We start from the raw sequence: 24,459 nt of genomic DNA on the forward strand, positions 1-24,459 counted from the left end.
AGGGCTCCATTCTCGCCTGTCGCCGGTCAGTTCCAGGTGGCGCCGGCGGGCTCCTCGACGGTGGTGTTGAGGCGGTTGAAGAAGTTGGTCAGCGAGATCATCAGGATGATCGCGGAGAGCTGCTCCTCGTTGAAGTGGTCGGCGGCGGCGTCCCAGATGTGGTCCGGGACGGCCTTGCCGGTGCGGTCGGCGATCCGGGTGGCGGCCTCGGTGAGTTCGAGGGCGGCGCGCTCCTCGTCGGTGAAGAACGGGGCCTCGCGCCAGGCGACGACGGCGTGCAGCCGCTCGTCGGTCTCGCCGTGCTTCCTGGCGCCCTGGACGCCCGCGAACACGCAGGCGCTGCAGCCGTTGATCTGGCTGGCGCGCAGGTGGACGAGCTCCAGGAGCTGCGGGGAGACACCGCCCTGGTACACGGCCTTGTAGATGTTCTGGATGCCCTTCATCGCGTCCGGCAGGACCAGGGCGGGGTTCTTCATGCGGGCGGTGGTGGTGCTGTCGGTGCCGGTGGAAGCGGTGTTCACCACGGTCTCCTGTTGTTCGGTTAGCGTCCGTCACTGATCCGACGGATCCCGACGCGAGGATGTGACACGTGAGCGAGGAAATTTCCCGAGCCGATTCCCTGGCCGAGCGCTTCGAGGCCGAGCGCCCCCAACTGCGGTCCGTGGCCTACCGGATGCTCGGGTCGGTGGCCGAGGCCGAGGACGCCGTCCAGGAGGCCTGGCTGAAGCTGAGCCGCAGTGACGTGAGCGAGGTGAGGAACCTCGGGGCCTGGCTCACCACCGTGGTCGGCCGGGTCTGCCTGGACCAGCTGCGTTCCAGGGCCTCCCGCCGGGAGGACCTGCTGCCCGAGCAGGAGGGGCAGGTACGGCTACCGGACCCGGTGGTCAGCGGGCTGGCGGCGCTTGACCCGGTGCACGAGATCCTGGTCGCGGACTCGGTCGGGATCGCGCTGATGGTGATCCTGGAGACGCTCTCCCCTGCGGAGCGGGTGGCCTTCGTGCTGCACGACATGTTCGACGTGCCCTTCGACGCGATCGCCGAGGTGCTCGGCCGCACCTCGGCCTCCACCCGCCAGCTGGCCAGTCGTTCCCGCCGCCGGGTGCAGGGCGCCACCCCGGCCGCCGACTCCGACAACGCCCGCAAGCGCGAGGTGGTGGAGGCGTTCCTGGCTGCCTCCCGGGGCGGTGACTTCGATGCCCTGCTGACCCTGCTCGACCCCGGGGTGGTGGCCCGTTCCGACGGCGGGACGCTGGTGCCGAGCGTGCTTCGCCGCGGCGCAGCCGACGTCGCCTCGCAGGCGATCACCTTCGCCCGCTTCGCCGCCGACGGGCGCCTGGTGCTGGTCAACGGCTCGCCGGGGGTGGTCTCCTTCGCCGAGGGCCGCCCGCTGTCGGTCATGTCCTTCACCATCCACGACGGTCGGATCGCCGCGATGGACATCCTCACCGACCCGACCCGCCTGGCCACCCTGGGCCTCACCGCGTAGACGCGGAACGGGCCGTCCGGCAACCTGCCGGACGGCCCGTCGGACGTGAGGACTCAGATCGACAGGTGTTCAGATCGACAGGTAAAGGGCGCTGCCGACGCCGGCCAGGAAGCAGTACACCGCGAACGGCGTCAGGCTGCGGGTCTCGAAGTACTTGGTGAGGAAGCGCACCGAGATGTAGCCCGCGACGAAGGCCGCGACGCTGCCCGCGGCGACGGGGCCGAGCACGGCGGAGTTCTCCGGCTTGAAGAGCTCGGGCACCTTGAGCACCGAGGCGGCCAGGATGACCGGGGTGGCGAGCAGGAAGGAGAAGCGGGCGGCGTCCTCGTGGTGCAGTCCGCGCAGGATGCCGGCGCTCATGGTGACGCCGGAGCGGCTGATGCCGGGGAAGAGCGCGAGGATCTGGGCAGCGCCGATCAAGGCGCCCTGGCCGAAGCTGAGCTTGGTCAGCCGGGCGTCGGAGGCGATCGCCGGGTCCAGGCCCGGCTCGTCGATCGGGGCGGCGTGCCCGGCCCGGCGGCGGCCGGTGCCGCCGCGCTTGAGCCGCTCGGCGCCGAGCAGCACGAGCCCGTTGAGGGCGAGGAAGACCGCTGCCGGGACGGGCTTGCCGAGCGCGTGCCGCAGCGCCTTCTCCAGGGCCAGGCCGGCCACCCCGACCGGGATGGTGGAGATGATGAGCAGCCAGGCGAGCCTCTCGTCCCGGGTCTGCACCCGGCGGTGCCGGGCGGAGCTGATCAGGCCGCTGACCACCCGGACCCAGTCCCGCCAGAAGAAGACCACCAGGGCGAGCGCGGTGGCCAGGTGCAGGGCGACCAGGGCGGCGAGGTAGGAGGAGCCGTCGGCGGTCATGTCGAGGTCCTGCTGGATCTTTCCGCCGATCACGGCGGGGAGCAGGATGCTGTGGCCGAGGCTGGAGACCGGGAAGAGTTCCGTCACACCCTGCAGCAGGCCGACGCCTATCGCTTCCGGGTAGGTCAGGGTGGACATCGCGCACCTTCGCTCGGGGGGCTGCGGCCCGCCGATTCCGGGGGCCTCCGCGAAGCTACTACCGGCATGTAGACGCCCGGCAGCCTTGCCGCCAGAAGTTCATCGAGCGTACGTCTGGGCGACACCGGCCCCGAGGTGCCGGACCAGCACCGCGGTCACGGCGCCCGGGACGGCGTTGGCCGGAACCACCTGGTGCACGGCGCCGCCGATCAGCATTCCGGCGGTCACCGTGAGCGGGGCGCCCACCAGGGGCAGGGTGACGGCGAGGACGGCGGGCAGCAGGGCGCAGGGGCGGCGGGAGCGGTCCGCCGCGGGCGGGGTGGGCGTCGTGGGCATCGCTGGCCTCCTTCGGGGGCGAGGGGTCGACAGACGCCCACGATGCCGCCTACCGCAGCGTCAGGTTCAAGTCCTTTTCCGCGCCGCCCGGTTCATGCCACCACCTGCTGCCACCCCGACCCGTCCGCCGGCGCCGGCGCGGTCGCGAAGTCGTAGCGCAGCAGCTCCGGTCCGAGGGCCAGCAGGGAGATCGAGGAGGAGCCCCAGATCCGCCCGTCGCCGAAGTCCCGCCGCTGGATCAGCGCCGCGCCCTCGTCCAGCGCCAGCCCGTCGCCGGTGATGATCGGCAGCCACGCGCCCCAGGCCCCGGCGGCCGTCCCGTCGGCGGTCGGCTCCGGTCTGGGCGCGGCGGCGAAGCGGGCCCGGAAGTGGTCGGCGCGCGCGGCCATCAGGGTCCGGATCCGTTCGGAGGCGGTGCGGTTGGCGGCCGTCCCCTCCAGTCCGTCGTTGACCACCACGCTGAGGCCGGTGGGCAGTTCGTGCTGTTCCAGCCGTCCGCCGCCCCAGCTGGTGACCCGGGCGCCGTCCGGGCCGACCTGGACGAGGTGGAAGGGGTCGTACGGGGTGAGGTCGAGGTGCCCGATCCCGCCCTGCCGGACGGCGGTGAGCGGCAGTTCGCCACGGCTGAGCCGGGCGTCGGCGGGGGCGAGCGGGCCGAAGCCGTTCAGCAGGCAGGCGGCGGTGCGCCGGGCCGGGTCGATGGCCAGCCAGGTGCCGCCGGCCGCGAGGTCCAGCCCGCCGAGCAGCCCGGGCCGGTCCGGCCAGTGGTGGTCGGGCGGCAGCCAGCCGCGCCCGAGGTACTCGTCCCGGACGGACAGCAGCAGCACCGGTACCGCCGCCCCCGGCTCGATGCTGACGAACGCCGTGCACACGGTCCCGTCTCCCCCTACTCTCGTCCTGTCGGAGTCCTGCCGGAGCCCTGCCGTGGATCCCGGTGGGAACCCCCTCAGGGATCATCGCACTCCTGTTCGTGCGCCGGAAATGGCCCAAGGAACCCGGCGCCGAATGCACCAGGACGGCAGGCCACTGCGCTCCTACGCTGGTAGTCATGACGACGAACGAGACCCCGAACACGACCGACGGCCCGGTGCCGGCGCCGGAGCAGCGCCTCGCGATGCCGAGGCTCGCGCCCGAGTACTACCAGGCCATGATCGCCGTGGACCGGGCGTCCCGGCAGGGCGTCGACCCGGTGATCGCCGAGCTGGTCAAGGTGCACGCCTCGATGATCAACGGCTGCGCCTTCTGCATCGACATGCACGCCACCGACGCCCGCAAGAACGGCGAGCAGGACCACCGGCTGGTCTCTCTCCCCGCCTGGCGGGAGACCCCCTGGTTCACCGCCCGCGAGCGCGCCGCGCTGGCCCTCACCGAGTCGGTCACCCTGCTGACCCAGGGCCACGTGCCGGACGCGGTGTACCAGGAGGCCGCCGCGCAGTTCGACGAGACCGAACTCGCCCAGCTGATCGCCCTGATCGCCACCATCAACGCCTGGAACCGGATCGGCGTGTCCACCCGCATGAGCCCGGCAGCGAAGTGAGCGGAGCCGAGATGACCACCCAGCAGGACAGGGCCCGGCTGCTCAAGGAACTGCACCGTCCCGGCGAGCCGGTGGTGCTGGCCAACGTCTGGGACGCGGCGAGCGCCCGGCTGGTGGCCGCGGCCGGGGCGAAGGCGGTGGCGACGGCCAGCGCCAGCGTCTCCTGGTCGCTCGGCAGCCCGGACGGCGGCGGCGCCGGCGGCGCCGACCGCGACCAGGTGCTGGCCCGGACCGCCGAGGTGGTCCGCTCGGTCGCCCTGCCGGTCACCGCGGACCTGGAGAGCGGCTACGCGGACACCGCGGCCGGGGTCGGCGAGACGGTCGCCGCGCTGCTCGCCACCGGTGCGGTGGGCGTGAACCTGGAGGACGCCGAGTACACCCCGGAGCAGGCCGCCGAGCGGATCGCGGCCGCCCGGGCGGCCGCCGGGGCCGCAGGCGTGCACCTGTTCGTCAACGGCCGCACCGACGTGTTCCTGCGCGGCCTGGGCGAGCCCGGGGGCCGGTTCGACGAGGCGGTCCGCCGGCTGCGGATGTACGTCGAGGCGGGCGCGGACGGCGTGTTCGTCCCCGGCGTGGCCGATCCGGAGACCATCGCGGCCCTGGTCGCGGCCGTCCCCGCCCCGCTGAACGTGCTGGCCGCCCCCGGCTCCCCGTCGGTCGCCGAACTGGCGAAGCTCGGCGTGGCCCGGATCAGCCTGGGCCCCGGCCTGGGCAAGGTGGCGTACGCGGCGGTCCGCCGCGCGGCCGAGGAGGTGTACGCGAGCGGAACGTACACCTGCCTGAACGGCGGACTGACCTACCAGGAGCTCAACGCCCTCTCCGAGGGCTGAGCGGCGGAGGGCGGCCGGCTGACCGGACGGGGGTCGGTCAGCCGGTCACCCGATCGTCAGCCGATCTGTCCGCTGAGCCCCGGGTGGGACATCTGGTTGGTGCCGACGGCCTCCACCTCGTCGGCGGTGTGCCCGACCACCGGGAGCTTGCTCGCGGTCCGGAGGGCGAGGTCGGCGGGGGACAGGTTGAGACCGTCGGTGATGCCGCCGGTGGCGTCCGGCGAGCTGGCGGTCTGGGTGGTGGCGGAGGCCGCCGGGGCGGCGAGGGCGAGGCCCGCCATGGTGAGGGCGGCCAGGGTGGCGAGTTTCTTCATGCCCTGCCGAACGACCCGGGCCGCCCTCAGGTAACCGGGTGGCGCGGACCGTCACCCCTGAACGCCCAGAACCCTCAGGCCGAACCCTCAGGCCGTCACCCACAGCGTCCGCACGCTGTTGCTGACGAACGACCCGATCGGCTCGTTCACCCGCCCCGGCGCCGTCGCCAGCTCCGGGAACCGCTCGAACAGGTGCCGCAGCGCCGTCTCCGCCTCCAGCCGGGCCAGCCCCGAGCCGAGGCAGAAGTGCGGGCCGTGGCCCAGCGACAGGTGCCGGGCGGGCTGCCGGGTCAGGTCGAAGCGGTCGGCGTCCGGGTAGTGCCCGGCGTCGCGTCCGACCGCCGCGTACGAGGCGAGCAGCGCCTCGCCGCGACGGATCACCACGTCGCCGACCTCGATGTCCTCGCTCGCGTAGCGCAGCGGGAACTGGCCGACCGGTGAGTCGTGGCGCAGCGTCTCCTCCACCACCGCCGACCACGGGTGCGCGCCGTCCAGGACCAGCCGCAGCTGGTCGGGGTGGGCGAGCAGGGCCCGTACCGCGTTGGTGATCAGGTTGAGCGTGGTCTCGTGCCCGGCCACCAGCATCAGCAGCAGGGTGCCGACGAGTTCGGCCTCGCTGAGCCCCTCCCCGGCCTCCCGGGCGGCGATCAGGTCGGTGGTGAGGTCGTCGCCGGGCTCGGCCCGCTTGGCCGCCACCACCGAGGCCAGCAGCGCGTTCAGGTCCCGCTGGGCGGCGACGGCCGCGGCCGGGGTGGCCGAGCTGGAGACCAGGGTGTCGGACAGTGCGTGCAGTTCGTCCTGCTGCTCCACCGCCAGGCCGAGCAGTTCGCCGATCACCTGCATCGGCAGCGGGTAGGCGAAGTGCTCGCGCAGGTCGAACCCGCCCTCCTGCTTCGCCACTTCGGCGAGCGAGTCGAGCAGCGCGACCGCCCGGGCCTCGATCGCGGGCGCCAGCGCGGCTATTCGGCGCGGGGTGAAGGCCTGGCTGACCAGCCCGCGAAGCCGCCGGTGGTCCTCACCGTCGGCGGTGACCATGCCCGGTACGGTGACGAAGTTGAGCAGCGGCCAGCCCTCCGGCAGCCGCCCCTCCCGGAAGTCCGTCCAGAGCCGGGCGTTCTTGCCGACCCGGGGGTCGGCCAGCAGCGACTGCAGGGCGTCGTGGTGGGTTATCGCCCAGACCACCACCCCGCCAGGGAGTTCCACCAGGACCGCTGGGCCGGCTGCCCGGAGCCGGGCGTTCTCTCCGTGCTGGTCACGGCCGAAGGGGTCGAGCCGGACGGGTTCGGGGCGGGCTCCGGGGGAGCCGTCGGGGGTGTCCATGCGGACCTCTCGGGGGCGGGCGGACGGGGCGGGGTGAAGGCGCTGTACAGCACCGGCAGGGCGACCAGCGCCCGCGACCACGGGGACGGCCGCCAGGCCAGTTCGCCCGCCGGGACGGCGAGTTGGAGGTCCGGCAGACGGTGCAGCAGGGTCTCGACGGCGGTCTCGACGATGATCCGCGCCGGGTGCTGGGCCGGGCAGACGTGCCGGCCCGCGCCCCAGGCGAGGTGCGCCCGGTTGCCGCCGAGCGAGCCCTGGGCGGCGGATGCGGCGCCCTGGGCGGCCGGGTCGGCGTTGGCCGCGGCCAGGCCGAGCACCAGCATGTCGCCGGCGCTGATGTACTGGCCGCCGAGCACGGTGTCGCCCGTGGCCCAGCGGCCGGGGAAGTTCTGTGTCGGCGGGTCGCGCCAGAGCACCTCCTCCAGCGCGTCGGAGACGGTCAGCCGTCCGCCGGTGAGTGTGGCCCGGAAGCGCCGGTCGGTCAGCAGCAGCCGCAGGGTGTTGCCGATCCAGTTGATGCAGGTCTCGTTGCCCGCGACCATCAGCACCACCAGGTGGTGCACCGCCTCCTCGTCGGTCAGCCCGGCCGGGTGGGCGAGCAGCCAGGAGGTGAGGTCGGCGCTGGGCGCGGAGCGGCGGCGGCGCACCAGGTCGGCCAGGATCTCCTGGAACTCCCCGGCGGCGCGCACCGATTCGGGCCCGCTGTCCACGAAGTGGCTGATCAGCTCGATCATCCGCGGCCCGGCCCCGGTGGGCAGGCCGACCAGCTGGGTGGAGACCAACAGCGGCAGCGCCCGGGCGTACTGGCCGATCAGGTCGGCGGTGCCGTCCGGGCCCCAGCCGTCGATCAGGCCGTCGGCGGCGGCCTCGGTGGTCTCGCGCAGCTGCCGGTGGTCGATCTGGGCCAGGGTGTCCGAGACGGCGGCGCGCAGCCGCTGGTGCTCGGCGCCGTCCAGGTTGAGCAGGGTGGGCCGCCAGGTGGTCATCGGCTGGAGCCGCGAGTCGGGGGCGAGCCGGCCCTCGGCGGGCACCCGCCAGTGCCGCGAGTCCTTGGAGAACAGGGCCTCGTTGCGGGTGAGTTCGAGCAGCTCGCCGTAGCCGAGGACGAGCCAGGCCTCCACCCCGGGCTCCAGCTCGATGGGCGCGACCGGCCCGTAGCGCTCGCGCAGCCGGGCGTACAGGCCGTGCGGGTCGTCGGCGACGGCCTGCCCGTACAGCGGGGTCAGCGGCACGCCGACCGGCAGCCCGCCGCCGTACGCGGCTGCGCCGTTCGGGGCCCCGCCGTACGCCGCGCCGCTGGAGGCGCCGCCGTGCGCGACCGGGCAGCCGGCGGCCCGCGGCGGCTCGGGGGCGGTCATCGCTGCAGCTCCAGCAGGGAGCTGCGGTGCAGGTGGTCCACGAAGTCGATCAGCAGGTCGTAGGACTGCCGCCGGTCACGCGCGTCGCAGTAGAGGATCGGTACCTCGGGCAGCACGTCCAGCGCCGAGCGCAGCTCCTCCTCCGGGTAGGTCGGCGTGTCCGGGAAGGTGTTGACCGCCACCGCGAAGGGGATGCGCTGCTCCTCCAGCCGGCCGAGCACGTCGAAGCTCTCGTCCGGCCGCCGTAGGTCGACCATCGCGATGGCGCCCAGCGCCCCGCGGGACAGGTCGTCCCACAGCGGCCAGAACCGCTGCTGCCCGGGCGTGCCGAACAGGTACAGCGCGAGCCGGGAGTTGAGTGTGATCCGGCCGAAGTCCAGCGCGACCGTGGTGGTGGTCTTGCCGCTGTGCCCGGTCAGGTCGTCCACGCCGCTGCTGGCGGCGGTCATGGTCTCCTCGGTGCGCAGCGGGGTGATCTCGCTGAGCGAACCGACCAGGGTGGTCTTGCCGACCCCGAACGGGCCGGTGACCAGGATCTTCACCGCGCCCTGCACCGAGGCCGGGAGGTACTGCGGCTCGGCCGGTACGTCGGCGGGGGCTTCAGCGGAGTTGGCGGAGGCCAACGAGCACCTCTTCCAGGAGGGTTGTGGGCAGGCGTTCGGCCTGCGGGACGGGCGGGAGCACCTGCACGGCGCCGAGGTCCCAGAGGTCACCGACCAGCACCTTGACGACGCCGAGCGGCAGCCCCAGGTGGGCCGCCACCTCGGCGACGGAGAGCAGGCTGTGGCAGAGCCCGAGGATGCGCCGGTGCTCGCGGTTGAGCAGAACGTGCTCGGGCAGTTCCGGGGGGCCGGATAACGCGCTGACCAGGCTCTCGATGGCCAGGTCGGCCCGGGTGGGGCGGCTGCGCCCACCGGTGATGACGTAGGGCCGGACGGGCCCGTTCACCGGTGGCCCCCCGCCGCGTGGTCGACCCGCGGCGGGCTGGTGAGGTGGGTTCCGATCCGCTCGACCAGGACCTGCATCTGGTACGCGACCAGCCCGGCGTCCACCGCCTCGCTGGTCACCACGGCCAGGTGCGCGCCGGCCCCGGCGGCGACGATGAAGAGGTAGCCGCCGCCGTACTCGATGATGATCTGGCGGGTGGCGCTGCCCGGTCCGCCGAAGCCCGCCGCGACGCCGCGGGCCAGCGACTGCAGTCCGGAGCAGGCGGCGGCGAGCCGTTCGGCGTCCTCGCGGGGGATGTCGGCGCTGCGGCCGATCTCCAGGCCGTCGTTGGAGACGACGACGGCGTGCTGGACCTGCGGGACGGCGATGATGTCGGCGAGCAGCCAGCCGAGATCAGGGGTGGTGGTCATGGAACTCTCCGGAGGGCTGGGGAAGTCGGGGGAGGGGGGAAGCAGGGCGGGAAGGGTCAGTGCGGGTCGGGCGGGGTCTGGGCCCTGGCCCGGGCGGCCGATCGGCCGCTGGCGGTGCCGGCCTGGAACATCGCCATGAACGCCTGCGCGTCCTGGGCCGAGCGGTACGGCGGGGTGGGCGGCGGGGGAGCGGCGTGCTGGGCGGGCCGGTTCGCGCGGTCGCGCCGGTGGCTCCGGCGGGGCAGTGGCGGCGGGGTGTCGCCGGTGGCGGGTGGCCGGCCGGTGGGTGGGGTCTCCACCAACGGGTGGCCGGCCGTCGGGTGGCCGGCCGTCGGGTGGTCGGCGGGAGTGGCCGGCCAAGGGTCGGGGCTGAACGCCCGGTCGTCCGGTCCGAGGCCGGGGACGGTGGGCGGCAGCGGCTCGGTGAGCAGGGCGTTCGGCAGCAGTATGACGACGCGGACGCCGCCGTACGGTGAGGGAGCCGAGCTGAGGGTGACCCGGAAGCCGTACTGCTCGGCGAGCCGGCCGACGGCGGCCAGGCCCAACTGCGGTACCTCGCCGAGCCGGGAGACCTCCAGGGCGCTGCCGCCGGCGAGCGCGGCGGCGGCCTTGGCGACGGCCTGTTCCGGCATGCCGACGCCGCCGTCGTCGATCTCGATCACCGCGCCGTTGTGCACCGGCATCAGGGTGACGAACACCTGGGTGCTGGGCGGGGAGTAGCGGGTGGCGTTGTCCAGCAGCTCGGCGATGGCGTGGATCAGCGCCTCGGCGGCTGCGCCGACCACCGCGGTCTCGATCCGGCTGCGGACCACCACCCGCTGGAACGGCAGGATCCGCGACTGGGCGCCACGCACCACGTCCTCCAGCGTGACCGGTTCCGGCCAGTGCCGTCCGGCCCGGGCGCCGCACAGGACGGCCAGGGTCTGGGCCAGCCGGGCCTGTTGGGCGGCGGCGTGGTCGGCCTTGAGCAGGCCTTCCAGCAGGGCCGGGTCGTCGTGGGTGCGCTCCATCTCGTCGAGCAGCGCCTGCTGGTCGTGGGCCATGACGAGGATGCGACGGGCGACGCTGAGGAAGGCCCGCTGGGTGGAGGCGGTGAGCTCCTGCTCCTGCTGGACGGCGGCCAGGTCGGCGCCCCGGCGGGAGAGTTCGGCGGTCAGCTGGTCCTGGAGCCGGGTGAGTTCGTCCTGCAGCCGGTCGGCCCGGCCGCGGTGGGTGACGGACACGGCGTGGTACCGCGCGGCGGCCAGGAGGGCGAGGACGGCGAGTACGCCGGTTGCCGTTACGGACCACTGAGTCATCGTCACGCCGCGAATTCTAGGGTGATGATCCTACGTAGGTGTGAACGGATCTCGCCAAGTGACCGGATCTCGTCAATATCGAGTCAATACGCCGTCAATCCAGCGTCGTTCGACCCCGATCCCGTGAGTCCGTCGAGGTCCGCGATCGTTCGTCCAGGGTCTTCCGACCCGGGTCGACGGTACGGGTGATGGCTGATTCACGTTCTGGGATGTGAGGGGCGTGTGTGCACGGTGTTGCGGAACGGGCGGGGTCCGGTGCGGCAGCAGCGCCACGTCGTCCGGCCTGGACCGGCGCTACCCGTTGCGGCCCGGTGCGGCTCAACCGGTCACGGCCGGACCGGCCGTACCCAGCCGCCGTACCAGCACCAGGGTCCGGTCGTCCGCGACGTCCTGCGCCACGGTGTGCACCAGCCTGCTCGCCGCGCCCCGGACCAGCTGCTGCTGCGGCCGGTGCGTGCGCACCTCCGGCTCGGCTGCGGCCAACAGTCGGCCCACCCCTTCGTCCAGGTCCCGGCCCGGCACCTCCACCAGGCCATCGCTGAACAGCAGCAGCGAGTCGCCGTACCCCAGTCGCCCGGACACCGGCGGGTACGGCGCGCCCGGCACCAGGCCCAGCGCCGGGCCGCCGTGCTCGGAGGGCTGCCAGCCGTTCCTCCGGCAGTACCGCACGGGCGGCGGATGGCCCGCGTTGAACAGCCGGTAGCGGCCGGTCGCCGGGTGCAGCGCCAGGTGGACGGCGGTGGCGAAGTCGTCCTCCCAGCCCATCCGGACCAGGTGGTCGTTGGCGGCCGGCAGGAACGCCTCCGGCGGCACCCGGCCCAGCAGCGTCGCGAAGGCGCCCGACAGGTGGGTAGACCGGGCGGCCGCCCGACTGCCCTTGCCCGACACGTCCACCAGCACCAGCTCCAGCAGGTCCTCCTCCGGGCGGTGGGCGCAGAGCAGGAAGTCCCCGGAGAAGGAGGCGCCACCGGCCGGGGCCAGCTCGCTGTCGAAGTGCCAGTCCAGCAGCCGCTCCGGGAGGCGGGCCAGCGTCCGGTTGTGCTCGGCCAGCTCCAGCAGCATCGTGTCGCCCTGGGTGCCGCGCAGCCCCAGCCGGTGCCGGAACCGGTTCGCCGACAGCACCGTCGCCCCCGTCGCGGCCAGCACCACCGTCACCCCCAGCCGCACCCCGCGCGGGTCCTGCACCACCGCCCCCAGCGCACTGCCCGCCAGCGCCGCGCACACCAGCACCAGCAGTTGCCCCCGCCGCAGCACCAGCCCGCCACCCACCACCGGCAGCACCAGCGCCGACGGCGGCCACCCGTACGGCATCAGGATCGGCAGCACCCCCAGCACCACCGTCACCGCGAGCAGCACCCCCAGCGCCACCCGCCCCGCCCGTATGTCCCCGTCCAGCAGCCGCCCGTACCACCGCCGCACCCTCGCCATCAGTGCGGGCACCCGGGACCTCCGCCAAGCGTGGGCGGTCCCCTGTCATGACCACCAGTCAGCCCGCCACACTAGCCCGTCCACCCCCACCACCCCCCCAGCCCCCACCCGCTTCGCACCAGAAGTCGGCGGGCCCGGCTTCCTACTCCTCCTCTTCCGCCTTCGGCCAGGCGTGGAGGCCGGTGGTGAGGGTGGTGATGAGGCGGTTGTGGGTGGTGGTGAGGTCTTCGGCGAGTTGGAAGGCGCCGGTGATGGAGAGGGAGGCGAAGCCGTGGGCGAGGGATCGGACGGTGCGGGCGGCGTGGATGGCCTCGGGGCCGTCGAGGCCGTAGGAGCGGAGGACGGCGATGATGACGCCGACGAGGCGGGTGGCCGCGCGGGTGAGGTCGTCGTCGGGTCGGGGGGCCTGGGGGAGGGCGGTGTAGCGGTGGGGGTGTTCGGTGGCGTAGGCCTGGTAGGCGCGCAGAACGGCGGTGACGGCGTCGTCGCCGCTGCGGCCGACCGCGGCCTCGGCGAGCCGGTCGGCCAGTTCCTCGGTGACCCGGACGGCGATCAGCCGGCGCAGTTCGGTCAGGCCGCCGCTGACGTGCTTGTACAGGGAGGGAGTGGCGACTCCTGCGCGGGCGGCGACGGAGGCCAGGGTGAGGGCCTCGGCGCCCTGCTCGTCGATGAGGGCGAGGGCGTGGTCGACGACCTGGTCCGGGGTCAGTCCTACTCGGGGCATGGGTTCGGTTTCTCCGTACGGCTGCGGTTCGGCGGGCTCGGCGGGCTCGGCGGGCTCGGCGGGTTCAGGCGAGCTCGGCGAGGAAGGGCAGCAGGGCGTCCGCGACGGCCTGCGGGTTGTCGGCCATCGGGTAGTGGCCGGACCCCTCGATCATCACCTTCCGGGTGCCGAGCGCCGCGGCCTGGCGCTCGGCGACGGCCGCCGGGTCCGGGAAGTCGGGGTCCTTGCTGCCCATCAGGACGAGCGAGGGGCAGCGGGCGGCCGCGCACCAGCCGATCGGCGCGGAGTCCCCGGCGACGTGTCCGCGGGTGGCGGTCTTGCGCCCGGGGGTGCGCAGGGCGGCGACCAGCCCGGCCACGTACGTGTCGAGGTCGGCGGGTCGGGGGCCGGGGAAGGCCATCTTGCGCAGGTAGAAACCCCAGACGGCCGGCCAGTGGACCATCGCGGTGCCCATGACGGCCATCACGCCGCGCATCAGGGCGTTGGCCCGGTGCTCGACGAAGGCGTCGATCAGCGCGATTCCGGCGACCCGCTGGGGAGCGTCCCCGGCGAGCTTGACCACGGTCGCCCCGGTGTAGGACTGCCCGACCAGGACGGCCCGCTCGATGCCGAGGTGGTCGAGCAGGGCGAGGACGTCGGTGGCGACGGCGGCCGGGCTGTAGTCGTCCCAGACGATCGAGGACTCGCCGAAGCCGCGCACGTCCATGGTGATGACCCGGCGCCCGGCGGCGGTGAGCAGCGGGTGCAGGTGCCGGTAGGCGCGGCGGCTGTCGAGCATTCCGGGGAGCAGGACGACGGGGGTGCCGTCGCCCTGCCGGGTGTCGTCGAAGGCGATCCGGCCGCCGGGGACGTCGAGGTACTGGGTGTTCGGGGTGACGGTGCCGTTCACGGTGGTCCTCCACGGGGTCGGTGCTGCCGATAGCCATAAAGCTATGGCTAATAGCCTTAGCCGTCAACCCCTTCTGCCGGTGTCCCGGGAACGGCTCAGACCCCCTCGGCCCGGAACGGATCGTGCTCGCTGAGCAGCTTCTCCAGTCGGGCCTGGTCGACCCGGGCGACGGTGTCCGAGGACTCCTGTCGGTCCCGGATCACCTTGGCCAGCGTGAAGGCGGAGGTGACGGTGTAGAGGAGGCCGATCCCGAGGAAGGCCCTGGTCCACCCGCCGACGGGCAGGTAGGCGATCCCGACGGCGAGGGCCCCGCCGGAGATCGCGAACGAGAGGACGGCCTGGACGTAGTACGCGGCCGTGGTGCGTGACTGCATCGGTGCGCTCATGGCGTCAGGATGCGGCGGCGCGGCCGGGCCGCACATGAGTAGGAGTACTCAGATGGACTAGGCGAATGATGGGTCGTTCGTTGACGTCCGACCACCTGCCCCCCAGCCGTCCCGGACGGATGGCTTGGAATCAGGGCCTCCTAGGATTAACGTTTGATAACGCAGCGCGGTCGTCAACGCCGTACCCAGACGGCACCGTGCGCCGTCGCCTAATCCCGCCGACCGGCCTCCGGGCAGGTCAGGGAGCCGGGGAACCACGTTCCTTGGGGTGAATCGGCGGGGCCCCGGCCCGGCCGTAGGAGACCTTCCTGCTCCGAACCCGTCAGCTAACCCGGTAGGCGCGAAGGAAGGAAAGGAGCGCGCCTCCGTGGCGTCGACGCACACCCCGGCACACCCGGCCGGCCCCGCAGCCGGTACCCAGCTCCTCGACCACCCCGGCACGGACGGGACCGAGTCGCTCGGCACCGACGACTTCGCTCCGGAGGCCGAGGCCAACCGCCACCGGATGCCGCGTCAGACCCGCGGGGCCTCCCCGCTGCTCGGCGTCACCGCCGTCGCCGCCACCCTGGGCGCCACCGGCTTCGCCTCCGCCACCCCGGCCGCCGCGCCCGCCGTCGAGGCCGCGGACGAGGCCCCGGTCACCCTCGCCGCCGACCCCGGCCTCGCGCTCGCCGCCCGCATCCAGCAGCAGGCCGACAGTCAGCGCACCGCCGCCGAGGAGGGCGCCCGCCTGCAGGCGGCGAAGGAGGCCGAGGCGAAGGCCGCCGCGAAGGAGGCCGACGCCAAGCGCGCCGCCGCCGAGGCCGAGCGTGCCAAGGCCGCTGCCCTCACCCTGCCGGTGAAGGACTACAACCTCTCCGCCCACTACGGCCAGAGCGCCCGCTACTGGGCCCACCTGCACACCGGCCTGGACTTCGCCGCCGACACCGGCACTCCGGTCTACGCGGTGGGCCAGGGCACCATCACCTCGGCTGGCTGGTCCGGCGCGTACGGCTACCGGATCGTCGAGACCCTGCCCGACGGCACCGAGATCTGGTACTGCCACCTCTCCTCGATCATCAAGGGCTCCGGCGCGGTCGGTTCCGGCCAGCAGATCGGCAAGGTCGGCGCGACCGGCAACGTCACCGGCCCGCACCTGCACCTGGAGGTCCGCCCGGGTGGCGGCGCCCCGGTCGACCCGGAGACCTGGCTCCAGCAGCGCGGCCTCAACCCCTGACGGGAACCCCTGAACTCCTGGCGGGAGCCCCGACGAGAACCGGGAGCCTCCGACGCGACGCCCGAGGGCCCCGGACACCCGGGGCCCTCGGCCGTTCACTCCGCAGACTCCGCAGACTCCGCCGGCAGCTGCGCCAGGTAGGCGTCGATCTCCTCCGCCCCCGGCTCCGGCGCCAGCTCCGGGAACTCCTCCACCAGCAGCCGCGGCAGCCCCGGCACCGTCCACCCGCCGATCAGATCGAGCGCGACCTCGGCCGCCGCCGTCTCGAACTCCCCGAAGTCCCCGGCCAGTTCGTCCGGCATCGGCCGCCCCAGCGCGTTCAGCTCGGCCAGGTTGCGGTAGCTGCGCCGCATCAGGCCCTGTTCCAGCAGTCGCCGCGCGCCGTCGGTGGCCATGCCGACCGACAGCACCCGGCCCGGCCCCCAGCCCTGCTCGTCCGGTTCGTCCAGCCAGCCGGTCGCCACCAGCGCCTCGAACCCGGCCAGCCGCTCCTCCTCGTCGAGCCCGGCGAAGCCGGCCAGCCAGTCCCGCACCGCCGCCCCGTCCGCGGTGTCCACGCCGTGGGCATGCAGCAGCACCGCGTACAGCCGCGGCCAGGTGACCAGGTCGGCGCGGCGCAGCAGCCCGGCCGCGACCTCGCCCTGCCACTCGGCCTCGGCGTGCAGCCGCTCCTGGCGCTTGGCGTTGAGCCGCTTCGCCGCCCGCTGGTGGTCGATCAACAGCCGCACGGCGTTGCCGTACGCGAGCGGGTCCGCCTCCGGGGCGGGTTGGACGTAGAGGTGGAGCCGCTCGTACAGCAGGTGCTCCACCGCGTCGGAGGTCAGTTCGGGCCAGCCGTCGTGCATCCTGCCCTCGCCCAGTTCCAGCAGCGCCAGCACCGTGCGCAGAGGCTGCTCGGCCACCGGCGCGCGGTCCTGCTCGGCCGCCCAGTCGAGCAGGTCGGCGGCCCTGGTGCGCGGGGCGAGCCGCAGGTCTTCGTCGTTCATATTCCGAACGGTAGCCGTCGGACGGGGGGTAGGGTCGGCAGCCATGGTCCCCGTACGCCTCACCGGCCCCAGGCTCGCCATCCGCGAGTACCACCACACCCCGGAGGAAGTGGACGCGCTGTACGCGTTGTACAGCGACCCGGAGGTGACCCGCTACCTCCCCTTCGAGCCGCGCGACCGGGAGACCTGCGCCGACCAGATCGAGCTGTACCTGGAGGAGGCGATGGCCGAGGAGCGGGACACCTACCGCCTCGCCGTCGTCCGGCGGGAGGGCGCCGAGGACCCGGCGGACGCGCTGCCGATCGCGCACGCCAGCCTCACCCTCGGCAAGTACCGCTCCGCTCACCTCGGTTACGTGCTGAGCCGCGGGGTGTGGGGCCGCGGCTACGCGGGCGAGATCGCCGGGCTGCTCTGCGAGCTCGCCTTCGGCCCGCTCGGGCTGCACCGGCTGGCCGCCCGGGTCGACGTGGACAACAAGCCCTCCGCCAAGGTGCTCACCAGGCTCGGCTTCCAGCTGGAGGGGCGGGTGCGGCACGACCTGTACAAGGGCGGCGTCTGGTCGGACTCGTACCTGTACTCGCTGCTCGTCGACGAGTGGCCGGGCCCGTCCGCCCCCTTCGCTTCGTCCTGATCCCGGAAGCGGACCGGAAGCGAGCCGGTAGCGGACCGGACGGGGGGTTAACCCCACCCCCGATCCGCCGGTCCCCCGGATACCCCCCGACCTGTGGTTCGACCAGACTGGACGACGTCAGCGAGTACGAACGACCGCGAGATCGAGGGGCCGGGGGCCGGGACATGAGCAGCAGCCGAAGCACGCTGGACCACGAGTGGGACGTCCTGGGCGGTCACGACGACGAGGGCCCGCGCCCCGTCCGGGCCCGCCGGACGGAGCAGCCGCCGGCTTTCTGGCGGGCGCCGTTCTCCGCGCACTACTACCGCGAGATCGGCTACGCGCTCACCGGCCTGCCGGTGGCGATCGCCGCCTTCACCGTCGCGATCACCATGTTCTGCTTCGGCCTCGGCACCTTCGTCACCGTCCTCGGCCTGCCGGTGCTGGCCGGCCTGACCATCGTCTCCCGCGGCTTCGGCCGGCTGGAGCGGGCCCGGGTGCGCGGCATGCTCGGCCTGGACGTGCCCGGGCCGGCGCCGGTGCGCCAGGTCCGTCCGGGTGGCTGGGGCGCGATCACCGCGCGGCTGGCGGACGCGGCGGGCTGGAAGGCCGTGCTGTACCAGGTGGTGATGTTCCCGTGGGCGGTGTTCAGCTTCGCCATGACGCTGGTGTTCCTGCTGCTCGGCTGGGCGATGGCGCTCTACCCGCTCTACCACTGGGTCTTCCCGACCTACACCCACTGGCGCGGCTACCAGCTGTTCGACTTCACCGACAGCGACCACGTCCGGCACGTCTACTACGTCGAGGGCACCTGGCAGATCGCCGCGTTCTCGATGGCCGGGGTGCTGCTGGTCTTCCTCACCGCGAGGCTGGTCCGCGGCCTGACCAATGTCAACCGGGCCGCCGCCCTGGGCCTGCTCGGGCGCTGAACCCGCCCGCCGTCCGGGCCCGCCGGCCCGCCGTGCGGGCCCGATCCACCGTTCGAGGCCCCGACCGCGCTCCGGATGCGGTCGGGGCCGGCCCGTGTTCGGATGGCCGGGTGGCCGCCGCACGGACCTCCGCGCCGAACCCCGGCATCCTGATCACCTCCCGTCCGCTGGACGAGTACTGCGCCACGTTCGGCCTCACCCGCGCCCTGCTCGCCGCCCTGCCCGGGCCGCTGCTGGACTGCCCCGGCGGCGCGGCGGGCCTGGCCGCCGAGGCGCGCGAGCTGGGCTGCCGGGTGATCGCCGCCGACCCGGCGTACGCCCTGCCGCTGCCCGAGGTGGCGGACCACGCCCTGGCGGCCCGGGGCTCGATGGCCGCCGCGATGGCGGCCCGCCCGCACCTGTACCCGGCGACCGGCCGCTGCCGGTCGGAGCGCTACCTGCGCAGCTGGGACCGCGCCCGCCGACTGTTCACCGCCGACTCGGCCGCCCACCCCCAGCGGTACGTGGCCGCTGCGCTGCCCCGACTGCCCTTCGCGGACGGCACCTTCGCCCTCACCCTGAGCGGCTACCTGCTCTTCGCCTACCCTGAACTGTTCGGCCCCGAGCATCAGTTGGCCGCACTGGCCGAGCTGGTCCGGGTCACCGCCGCGGACGGCGAGGTCCGCGTCCAGCCGCTGTACGACGGGTACGGGCGCCGTTGCGGGCACCTCGACCGGCTGCGGTACGCGCTCGGCGAGCACCGGATATCCAGCGAGGTCCGCCGCGTCCCCCGCGGGGACGGCCGCACCCGCCGGGTGCTGGTGCTGCGGGCCGCCGACCACCGCCGCCGGGAGCTCGGCGGCAGTCGGATCGGTAATAGTCACTAGGCCATTTCGTTCCTATACTCGCTCGCATGAGCGAGACCACGATCCGGCCCGCCGCGCCGGCCGACGCCGACCGGCTCACCGCGCTGATCCAGGCCTCCAGCGCCTACCGCGGCGCGTACTTCGCGATGATCGACGGCTACGTCGTGACGCCCGACTACGTGGAGCGCCACGAGGTCGGGATGGCCGTGACCGACGACGACCGGCTGCTCGGCTTCTACGCGCTGATCCGCGAACCGGCCGAGCTGGACCTGATGTTCGTCGCAGACGAGGCCCAGGGGCTCGGCATCGGACGGCAGTTGATCGCCGACATGCTCGACCGCGCCCGCGAGGCCGGGATCGCGGCGGTCAAGGTCGTCTCGCACCCGCCCGCCGAGGGCTTCTACCGGCAGCTGGGCGCCGAGCGCACCGGTACCCGCCCGCCGCGGGCCAAGACCCCCTGGGAGCAGCCCGAACTGCGCTTCACCGTCTAGGAGTCGTCGCCGACCGGCGGAACGGGCGGTGCCGACGGTGCCGACGGAGCGGGCGGTGCCGACGGTGCCGACGGAGCGGGCCGGGCCGTCGACGAAGGCGGCGAAGCCTGCGCCGGGACGAAGGCCGCCACCTGCAGCCGGGACAGGATCTTCTCCGCCAGCCAACTGCGGTCCGACCCGTACGGAATCCCCCGCGGGTCGACCAACTGCGCCGCCACCGCGTCCCGCAGCCGCTGCGCCTCGGTGCCGGGCAGCCGGGAGAGCAGGCCCCGCGCGGCCAGCAGCGCGTGGTACTGCTCGAAGCCCGAGCGCGGGTGCTCGATCGCGTCCAGCACGCACGGCAGGTCCGCCAGTGACGGGTCGCCCTGCATCAGTGCGAGCGCCTGGATCCGGCGGCCCTCGGAGCCGTCCGCGAAGAGGTCCCGCACCTGGTCGACGGTCAGCGCCGAGCGCTTCGCGGTGGAGCGGACCTCGGCGACCACGCCCTCCGGTCCGGCGGGGGAGCCCGAGGAGGGCGGCAACTGCGCTGCCAGCGCCGCCGGTTGCTCGGCACTGCCGCCGAGCAGCCCGAGGTGCTGCATCGCGCGCACCCGCAGGTCGTCCGCGCCCACCTTGTCGCCGTGCCGGTCGCGGTCCTGCCCGGCCAGGAAGAGGTCCAGCGCCTGGTCCGCGTCGGTCAGCGCCTGCGGCAGCGCGAGCCGGGTCACCAGCCAGCCGGCCAGGAAGCCGAGGACCAGGAAGTACAGCACCAGCGCGGCCGCGAACGGCACCGCCGCGTCCTCCCCGCCCAGCGCGGGCGCCAGCGCCGTACCGAGCTGGTGCAGTCGCTCACCGAGCGAACCGAGCTGGGTCAGCCCGACGCCCAGCAGCACCTTGGTCAGCCAGTCCGACACCTGCTCCAGGTTGGTGTTCGGCGCGTACGAGCCCTGCGGCTCGCCGGAGCCGCTCTTCACCCGGGGCACCCCGAACAGGAAGCCCAGCGCACCGCCGACCACCGTCGAGGCCCCGGCCACCACCAGCCCGCCGCCGAGTGCCTGCCAGGCGTGCTCCCGGCCGAGTGCGAACAGCAGCAGCCCGAGAAGTCCCGTCCCGCCGAGCACCCCGGCGGCCGCCCGCTGCGCCGTCCGCAGCGCCGACGTGCCGACCCGTCGCGCCTTCGCCATCGCCCACCCCCAGTGTCCGCTCCGCTGCGCCCCGTCGTTCCTGTGGTGGGGCCGCGCCGACTCTAGCGCCGCGGTCCCACCACGGGAACGGCCCGGGGGCGCCTCCGCTACGACGGGACCGGCCCTGAAAACACAGACAGCCCGCGGGCTGCTCCTCGATGCCGGCCCGTGCACTGGCCTGGCACCGAGGCACCGGGGATGTTCCGGTGAGCCCGCGGGCTGGGTGACTGCTGTGGATTTCGCCTGCCGGAGGCCAGGGGCCTCACCCTGCGCAGGCAGGGGCGGCTCTAGCGAGCAGCCACCTCACGCATCCTGATGGAACTCAATTCAGGATCACCTCCTTTCAGTGTGCCGCCACTGTAGGCAGCCCCCTGTCGGGAGGGCAACGGATTATTCGCGGCCGTTGCTCAGGCGGTCTTGATCTGGTCCTTGAACTTCGAGAAGTCGATCGTGTTGTCGGCCGGCGGGGCCTGGACGGTCAGCGGCTTGTCGAAGTCGGTGAGGTTGATCGTGGTCTTGCCGTCCTTGGCCGAGTCCGTCTCGATCCGGACCGGGTAGGGCTTGCCCTCGGTGGCGATGTGGAGCGTCGACAGCTCGCCCGAGTCGTCGGTGACCTTGAGGCTGAAGGTCTTCAGGCCGTTGATGTTGCCCGGAGAGCCCTTCTCGGCCTTGTTGGTCTTGCCGTCGGTGATCTGCTTGCTGAAGTCGGTGAGGCTGCAGAAGCTGGTCATCATCTTCATCTGCGGGTCGCTGTCGAACCCGGTCAGGTAACGACCCTTGAGGAGCTCGGCGACCTTGCCGCCGTCCTTGCCGCCGTTCTTGCTGCTGATGGCCGTCCAGAAGGCGCTGTCCCCCTTCATGTAGGAGGCCTTGCCATCGTTGATGATCTCGATCTTGCCCATGCCCGGCAGGGACATGGTGCCCTTGCACTGGCCCTTGTTGTCCATGGCCAGGTCCATGTCCATGTTGCCGTCTACGTCGGCAATGGTGCCGGACATCTTGAAGGCGGTGGCGGCGGCCAACGCGTCCTTGGCCTGCTTCTCGATCTCCTGCGCGGTCAGCTTGTCGGTGTCCAGCGGCGCGACGGTCGGGGTCGGGGTCGGCGTAGCGGTCGGAGTCGCGGCGGCGGTGGTCGCGGCGGCGGTCGCGGGCGCGGCGGCCTTGTCCGCGGACTTGTCCTTGTTGTCGCCGCAGGCGGCGGTGCCCGCTCCGAGCAGAAGGCAGATCGCGGCGGTGCTGACCAGGCGCTTCGACAGCATGAGATGGTTCCTGTCCCGGGGCACGGCCCTGCCGCCCCCAACTGGATGAATTTTTCCTCAGCAGTATGGGGGAGGCCCCGGACAGCAGATCTTGGATCCGGCCCCTGTTACAGGTTCGTGGCAGGAACGTGCTCTGCCCGTACCCGGGAACGCAAAAGGCCCGGAGGAAGAATCCTCCGGGCCCTTCGGCTACTGAGTAGCGGGGACAGGATTTGAACCTGCGACCTCTGGGTTATGAGCCCAGCGAGCTACCGAGCTGCTCCACCCCGCGTCGGTGAACACAACAATACGTGGAAGTCGCCGAGATGGGAAATCGGTTCTTCGGGCGCCTGAGCCGGCGGCGCCGAGCAGGGCTCTCAGACCGCCCCGGCCGCCCGCCGCCCGCGCCGCGAGGCGTGCCGGGTCGCCCGGGATCTCGCCCAGGCCGCGAAGCAGACCAGCGCCACGAAGCAGGGCACCATCAGCACCCCGTAGACCACCAGGAACCCGTCCGTCCCCAGGTCGGCCGCGGCGTTCCAGGTGCCGTGCAGCACCATCGCCAGCAGCAGCCCGGCCGGCGCGGCCAGCCGGGCCAGCCAGCGCCGTCCGGTGGTCAGGGCGACGGCCAGGCCGATCCCGGTGAGTGCGGTGAACAGCGGGTGGGCGAAGGGGGAGAGCAGGGCGCGCAGCACGAAGGTCTGCACGGTGCTGTCGAAGTCCCGCAGGCTGGGCCGGTCGCCCAGGCCGATGTTGTCCAGCCGGTTCCGCTGGTCGGTGGTGAAGGCCCGGCCCAGGTAGAGGACGTTCTCGACGAAGGCGAAGCCGCAGGCCGTCATCCCGCCGAGCACCACTCCGGCGGCCAGGGTGCGCGGCCGGGAGCGGCGGTGCGGGGTGCCGCCGGAGAGCGGGGCCGGGCACAGGTACGGCAGCGGCCGAAGGTAGGGGCGCAGCCGCAGTCGGCCTCGGGCGTGCGGTCCGGCCGGGCGGCGCTCGTACGGGCGGGGGCGCCGGGGCGCGGGCGACCGTTGCAGCAGCGGCGCGCAGGGGCGCCCGGTGCGGCGGCCGTGGCAGCGCAGCCGTTGGCCGAGCGGCAGGAGCAGCACCACCAGGGCGGTGGCCTTGGCGCTCTCCTCGATCAGCGGGGTGGCGATCCCGGCGCCGAGCAGCTCACCGAGCCGGCCCGGGTGCGTGGTCAGGTAGTCGGCGGTCCAGTTGTTGGCCAGGATCGCGACCGTGGTGGCCGCGCAGGCGCCCCAGCCGAGGCAGAACACGGTGTGCCGCAGCGGCACCCGGGCGGTCAGGTTGAGCCAGGCCAGGCCGCCGAGCACGAAGGGCAGCGGCACCATCGCCAGGCCCAGGCCGACCAGCAGTCCGACCGTGCCGGTCTGCCGCTGCACCAGGTGCAGGATCAGCACCCCGCAGCCGATCAGGATCAGTACGGCGGTCGCGGTGACCGAGGAGAGCGCCATCGAGCGGCCGCGACCCGGTGGTGGCGCGGACGTGCTCGTCACGGCGGGAGAGGCGGGAGAGGCGGGAGAGGTGGAAGCGGCGGAGCCGGCCGGCGGCAACGCGCCACCCGGCCGGGGCAGCAGCTGGTGGGCCCGGCGCCCCCGGGGCCCCGGGATGGTCCGGGTGCCGCCGGTGCGCGGGACCGTCCCCGGTACGTCGGCGGCGGCGCGTCCGCGGGTCCGGAACCCGCCGCCGGACGGGCTGCCCATGCGGCACAGGGTAGGCCACGGCAGCAGCCCGTCGGGAGGACTCGGGACGAACCGTCCGCCGGTCGCACGACCGGCCGCTCAGTCGGCCGCCGCCTGTTCGAACGGCGGCCGAGGGCTCAGCGGCGGCGGAACAGCAGGTCGTGCACCACGTGGCCCTTGGCGATCCCGGCGCGCTCGAACTTGGTGACGGGTCGCCAGTCCGGTCGCGGTGCGTAGCCGGGGATGCTGCCGTCCGGGTGGTCCGCGGGCTCCAGCCAGCCGGTGCCGTCACCCTCCGGGTGCAGGTTCTCCAGCTCCGGCGAGGCGGACAGCACGGCCAGCATCTGCTCCGCGTACGGCTCCCAGTCGGTCGCGCAGTGCACCAGGGCGCCGGGGGCGAGCCGGGGCAGCACGAGGTCGAGGAAGGACGGTTGGACCAGCCGGCGCTTGTGGTGCTTGGGCTTGGGCCACGGGTCGGCGAAGTAGACCCGGAGTCCGGCCAGCGAGGCGTTCGGCAGCATGTCGCGCAGCAGGATGACGGCGTCACCGGCGGCCAGCCGGACGTTCTGCGAACCGTCGCGCTCCAGCAGGCCGAGCAGGTTGCCGTGGCCCGGGGTGTGCACGTCGGCGGCGAGGATGCCCGTCGACGGGTCGGCGGCGGCCATCGCGGCGGTGGTCTCGCCCATGCCGAAGCCGATCTCCAGGGTGACCGGCAGACCGCGGAACAGCTCCCGCAGGTCCAGCGGGCTGCCGTCGATCGGGATGCCGTACGTCTCCCAGCTGCGGTCCAGGGCGCCCGCCTGGGCGTTGGTCATCCGGCCCCGGCGCGGCTGGAAGCTGCGGATGCGCCGCTCGCGGTGCTGGGCCTCGGTGGCCTTGTGCGGGTACATCGGCGCGGGGTAGGCGGCCGGCGCGGCGGACATCCGGGCGGACGGCGATTGCTGGGGGATCGGGGCGGTGGCAGTCACAATCCCCCGAGTCTACGGGGCCGTGCGTGGCACCCGTCGGGGTGTGTGACGGGGCTCATCCGGGC

Annotated in this window: 28 protein-coding genes, 1 tRNA gene and 1 riboswitch; of the genes, 8 read left to right on the plus strand and 21 right to left on the minus strand. The window is 73.5% G+C overall.

Annotation, left to right across the window (positions count from 1 at the left end; genetic code table 11):
- Positions 1-26 precede the first annotated feature (26 nt).
- The gene (locus tag ACFQ87_RS04595) at positions 27-476 is read right to left on the minus strand and encodes a carboxymuconolactone decarboxylase family protein (protein ID WP_380609126.1); all 450 of its coding nucleotides are present in this window, start codon (positions 474-476) and stop codon (positions 27-29) included.
- A 125-nt stretch (positions 477-601) separates the two neighbouring features.
- On the opposite strand from ACFQ87_RS04595, the gene sigJ reads away from it, so the two are divergent.
- Positions 602-1,486, plus strand: a complete 885-nt coding sequence (gene sigJ / locus ACFQ87_RS04600; protein WP_380609127.1) for an RNA polymerase sigma factor SigJ — start codon at positions 602-604, stop codon at positions 1,484-1,486.
- Positions 1,487-1,555: 69 nt separating this feature from the next.
- Here sigJ and ACFQ87_RS04605 read toward each other — a convergent pair whose 3' ends face one another.
- The 3 genes from ACFQ87_RS04605 to ACFQ87_RS04615 form a co-directional block, all read right to left on the minus strand.
- Positions 1,556-2,473 (minus strand): undecaprenyl-diphosphate phosphatase, encoded by a 918-nt coding sequence (locus tag ACFQ87_RS04605; protein ID WP_380609080.1) that lies wholly within the window; start codon positions 2,471-2,473, stop codon positions 1,556-1,558.
- 99 nt (positions 2,474-2,572) lie between these two features.
- Complete coding sequence (locus ACFQ87_RS04610; RefSeq protein WP_380609081.1) at positions 2,573-2,809, minus strand: hypothetical protein; 237 nt, start codon at positions 2,807-2,809, stop codon at positions 2,573-2,575.
- Between the two features lie 92 nt (positions 2,810-2,901).
- On the minus strand, positions 2,902-3,681 hold the full coding sequence (locus tag ACFQ87_RS04615; protein ID WP_380609082.1) for an NRDE family protein: 780 nt from the start codon (positions 3,679-3,681) through the stop codon (positions 2,902-2,904).
- A gap of 176 nt (positions 3,682-3,857) precedes the next feature.
- Here ACFQ87_RS04615 and ACFQ87_RS04620 point away from each other — a divergent pair, with 176 nt between their 5' ends.
- Together ACFQ87_RS04620 and ACFQ87_RS04625 are read left to right on the plus strand one after the other, a co-directional pair.
- Positions 3,858-4,346, plus strand: coding sequence for a carboxymuconolactone decarboxylase family protein (locus tag ACFQ87_RS04620; protein ID WP_380609083.1), 489 nt, complete (start codon positions 3,858-3,860; stop codon positions 4,344-4,346).
- 11 nt (positions 4,347-4,357) lie between these two features.
- Positions 4,358-5,176 carry an isocitrate lyase/phosphoenolpyruvate mutase family protein gene (locus tag ACFQ87_RS04625; protein WP_380609084.1) on the plus strand — a complete coding sequence of 273 codons (819 nt, stop codon included), beginning with the start codon at positions 4,358-4,360 and terminating at the stop codon, positions 5,174-5,176.
- A gap of 56 nt (positions 5,177-5,232) precedes the next feature.
- Here the strand turns inward: ACFQ87_RS04625 and ACFQ87_RS04630 are convergent, their stop codons facing one another.
- From ACFQ87_RS04630 to ACFQ87_RS04680, 11 genes are all read right to left on the minus strand, one after another.
- On the minus strand, positions 5,233-5,490 hold the full coding sequence (locus ACFQ87_RS04630) for a hypothetical protein (RefSeq protein WP_380609085.1): 258 nt from the start codon (positions 5,488-5,490) through the stop codon (positions 5,233-5,235).
- 87 nt (positions 5,491-5,577) lie between these two features.
- Entirely contained in the window at positions 5,578-6,693 is a 1,116-nt protein-coding gene (locus tag ACFQ87_RS04635; RefSeq protein ID WP_380609086.1) for a cytochrome P450, read from the minus strand.
- Entirely contained in the window at positions 6,657-8,168 is a 1,512-nt protein-coding gene (locus ACFQ87_RS04640) for a cytochrome P450 (protein ID WP_380609087.1), read from the minus strand. Before ACFQ87_RS04640 ends, ACFQ87_RS04635 begins: the two co-directional genes overlap by 37 nt.
- A complete protein-coding gene (locus ACFQ87_RS04645) occupies positions 8,165-8,791 on the minus strand; it encodes an ATP/GTP-binding protein (protein ID WP_380609088.1) in 627 nt (208 codons plus the stop codon). Before ACFQ87_RS04645 ends, ACFQ87_RS04640 begins: the two co-directional genes overlap by 4 nt.
- Positions 8,769-9,116 (minus strand): DUF742 domain-containing protein, encoded by a 348-nt coding sequence (locus ACFQ87_RS04650; RefSeq protein ID WP_380609089.1) that lies wholly within the window; start codon positions 9,114-9,116, stop codon positions 8,769-8,771. The genes ACFQ87_RS04645 and ACFQ87_RS04650 overlap by 23 nt, the downstream gene beginning before the upstream one ends.
- Positions 9,113-9,526: a roadblock/LC7 domain-containing protein gene (locus ACFQ87_RS04655; RefSeq protein WP_380609090.1), complete on the minus strand. Its 414-nt coding sequence runs from the start codon at positions 9,524-9,526 to the stop codon at positions 9,113-9,115. Before ACFQ87_RS04655 ends, ACFQ87_RS04650 begins: the two co-directional genes overlap by 4 nt.
- Before the next feature lie 56 nt (positions 9,527-9,582).
- Positions 9,583-10,824: an ATP-binding protein gene (locus tag ACFQ87_RS04660; RefSeq protein WP_380609128.1), complete on the minus strand. Its 1,242-nt coding sequence runs from the start codon at positions 10,822-10,824 to the stop codon at positions 9,583-9,585.
- A 318-nt stretch (positions 10,825-11,142) separates the two neighbouring features.
- Positions 11,143-12,264 carry a PP2C family protein-serine/threonine phosphatase gene (locus tag ACFQ87_RS04665; protein WP_380609091.1) on the minus strand — a complete coding sequence of 374 codons (1,122 nt, stop codon included), beginning with the start codon at positions 12,262-12,264 and terminating at the stop codon, positions 11,143-11,145.
- Positions 12,265-12,394: 130 nt separating this feature from the next.
- Positions 12,395-12,976 carry a TetR/AcrR family transcriptional regulator gene (locus ACFQ87_RS04670; RefSeq protein WP_380609092.1) on the minus strand — a complete coding sequence of 194 codons (582 nt, stop codon included), beginning with the start codon at positions 12,974-12,976 and terminating at the stop codon, positions 12,395-12,397.
- A 64-nt stretch (positions 12,977-13,040) separates the two neighbouring features.
- Positions 13,041-13,865 carry an alpha/beta fold hydrolase gene (locus ACFQ87_RS04675; protein WP_380609093.1) on the minus strand — a complete coding sequence of 275 codons (825 nt, stop codon included), beginning with the start codon at positions 13,863-13,865 and terminating at the stop codon, positions 13,041-13,043.
- A 95-nt stretch (positions 13,866-13,960) separates the two neighbouring features.
- The gene (locus ACFQ87_RS04680; RefSeq protein ID WP_380609094.1) at positions 13,961-14,251 is read right to left on the minus strand and encodes a YiaA/YiaB family inner membrane protein; all 291 of its coding nucleotides are present in this window, start codon (positions 14,249-14,251) and stop codon (positions 13,961-13,963) included.
- Positions 14,252-14,447: 196 nt separating this feature from the next.
- A riboswitch (cyclic di-AMP (ydaO/yuaA leader) is annotated at positions 14,448-14,606 on the plus strand.
- Positions 14,607-14,618: 12 nt separating this feature from the next.
- On the opposite strand from ACFQ87_RS04680, the gene ACFQ87_RS04685 reads away from it, so the two are divergent.
- A complete protein-coding gene (locus ACFQ87_RS04685) occupies positions 14,619-15,467 on the plus strand; it encodes a M23 family metallopeptidase (RefSeq protein WP_380609095.1) in 849 nt (282 codons plus the stop codon).
- A gap of 95 nt (positions 15,468-15,562) precedes the next feature.
- On the opposite strand, the gene ACFQ87_RS04690 is transcribed toward ACFQ87_RS04685, so the two are convergent.
- On the minus strand, positions 15,563-16,453 hold the full coding sequence (locus tag ACFQ87_RS04690) for a hypothetical protein (protein ID WP_380609096.1): 891 nt from the start codon (positions 16,451-16,453) through the stop codon (positions 15,563-15,565).
- A gap of 43 nt (positions 16,454-16,496) precedes the next feature.
- Between ACFQ87_RS04690 and ACFQ87_RS04695 the strand changes: the two genes are divergently transcribed.
- The 4 genes from ACFQ87_RS04695 to ACFQ87_RS04710 all read left to right on the plus strand — a co-directional run bounded on the left by ACFQ87_RS04695 (position 16,497) and on the right by ACFQ87_RS04710 (position 19,328).
- Complete coding sequence (locus tag ACFQ87_RS04695; protein WP_380609097.1) at positions 16,497-17,084, plus strand: GNAT family N-acetyltransferase; 588 nt, start codon at positions 16,497-16,499, stop codon at positions 17,082-17,084.
- A gap of 164 nt (positions 17,085-17,248) precedes the next feature.
- Positions 17,249-17,992: a sensor domain-containing protein gene (locus ACFQ87_RS04700; protein ID WP_380609098.1), complete on the plus strand. Its 744-nt coding sequence runs from the start codon at positions 17,249-17,251 to the stop codon at positions 17,990-17,992.
- Positions 17,993-18,102: 110 nt separating this feature from the next.
- Positions 18,103-18,858: a hypothetical protein gene (locus ACFQ87_RS04705; RefSeq protein ID WP_380609099.1), complete on the plus strand. Its 756-nt coding sequence runs from the start codon at positions 18,103-18,105 to the stop codon at positions 18,856-18,858.
- Positions 18,859-18,884: 26 nt separating this feature from the next.
- Complete coding sequence (locus tag ACFQ87_RS04710) at positions 18,885-19,328, plus strand: GNAT family N-acetyltransferase (protein ID WP_380609100.1); 444 nt, start codon at positions 18,885-18,887, stop codon at positions 19,326-19,328.
- On the opposite strand, the gene ACFQ87_RS04715 is transcribed toward ACFQ87_RS04710, so the two are convergent.
- From ACFQ87_RS04715 to trmB, 5 genes are all read right to left on the minus strand, one after another.
- Positions 19,325-20,491, minus strand: coding sequence for a hypothetical protein (locus ACFQ87_RS04715; RefSeq protein ID WP_380609101.1), 1,167 nt, complete (start codon positions 20,489-20,491; stop codon positions 19,325-19,327). The two genes, ACFQ87_RS04710 and ACFQ87_RS04715, sit on opposite strands and share 4 nt — an antisense overlap.
- 407 nt (positions 20,492-20,898) lie before the next feature.
- Complete coding sequence (locus ACFQ87_RS04720) at positions 20,899-21,750, minus strand: hypothetical protein (RefSeq protein ID WP_380609102.1); 852 nt, start codon at positions 21,748-21,750, stop codon at positions 20,899-20,901.
- A 197-nt stretch (positions 21,751-21,947) separates the two neighbouring features.
- Positions 21,948-22,021, minus strand: a tRNA-Met gene (locus ACFQ87_RS04725).
- Between the two features lie 85 nt (positions 22,022-22,106).
- A complete protein-coding gene (locus ACFQ87_RS04730) occupies positions 22,107-23,447 on the minus strand; it encodes a PrsW family intramembrane metalloprotease (protein WP_380609103.1) in 1,341 nt (446 codons plus the stop codon).
- Between the two features lie 116 nt (positions 23,448-23,563).
- Positions 23,564-24,349, minus strand: coding sequence for a tRNA (guanosine(46)-N7)-methyltransferase TrmB (trmB, locus tag ACFQ87_RS04735; RefSeq protein ID WP_380609129.1), 786 nt, complete (start codon positions 24,347-24,349; stop codon positions 23,564-23,566).
- Between the last annotated feature and the right edge of the window lie 110 nt (positions 24,350-24,459).

It is taken from the genome of Kitasatospora sp. NPDC056531 (assembly GCF_042794375.1).
Lineage (GTDB): Bacteria > Actinomycetota > Actinomycetes > Streptomycetales > Streptomycetaceae > Kitasatospora.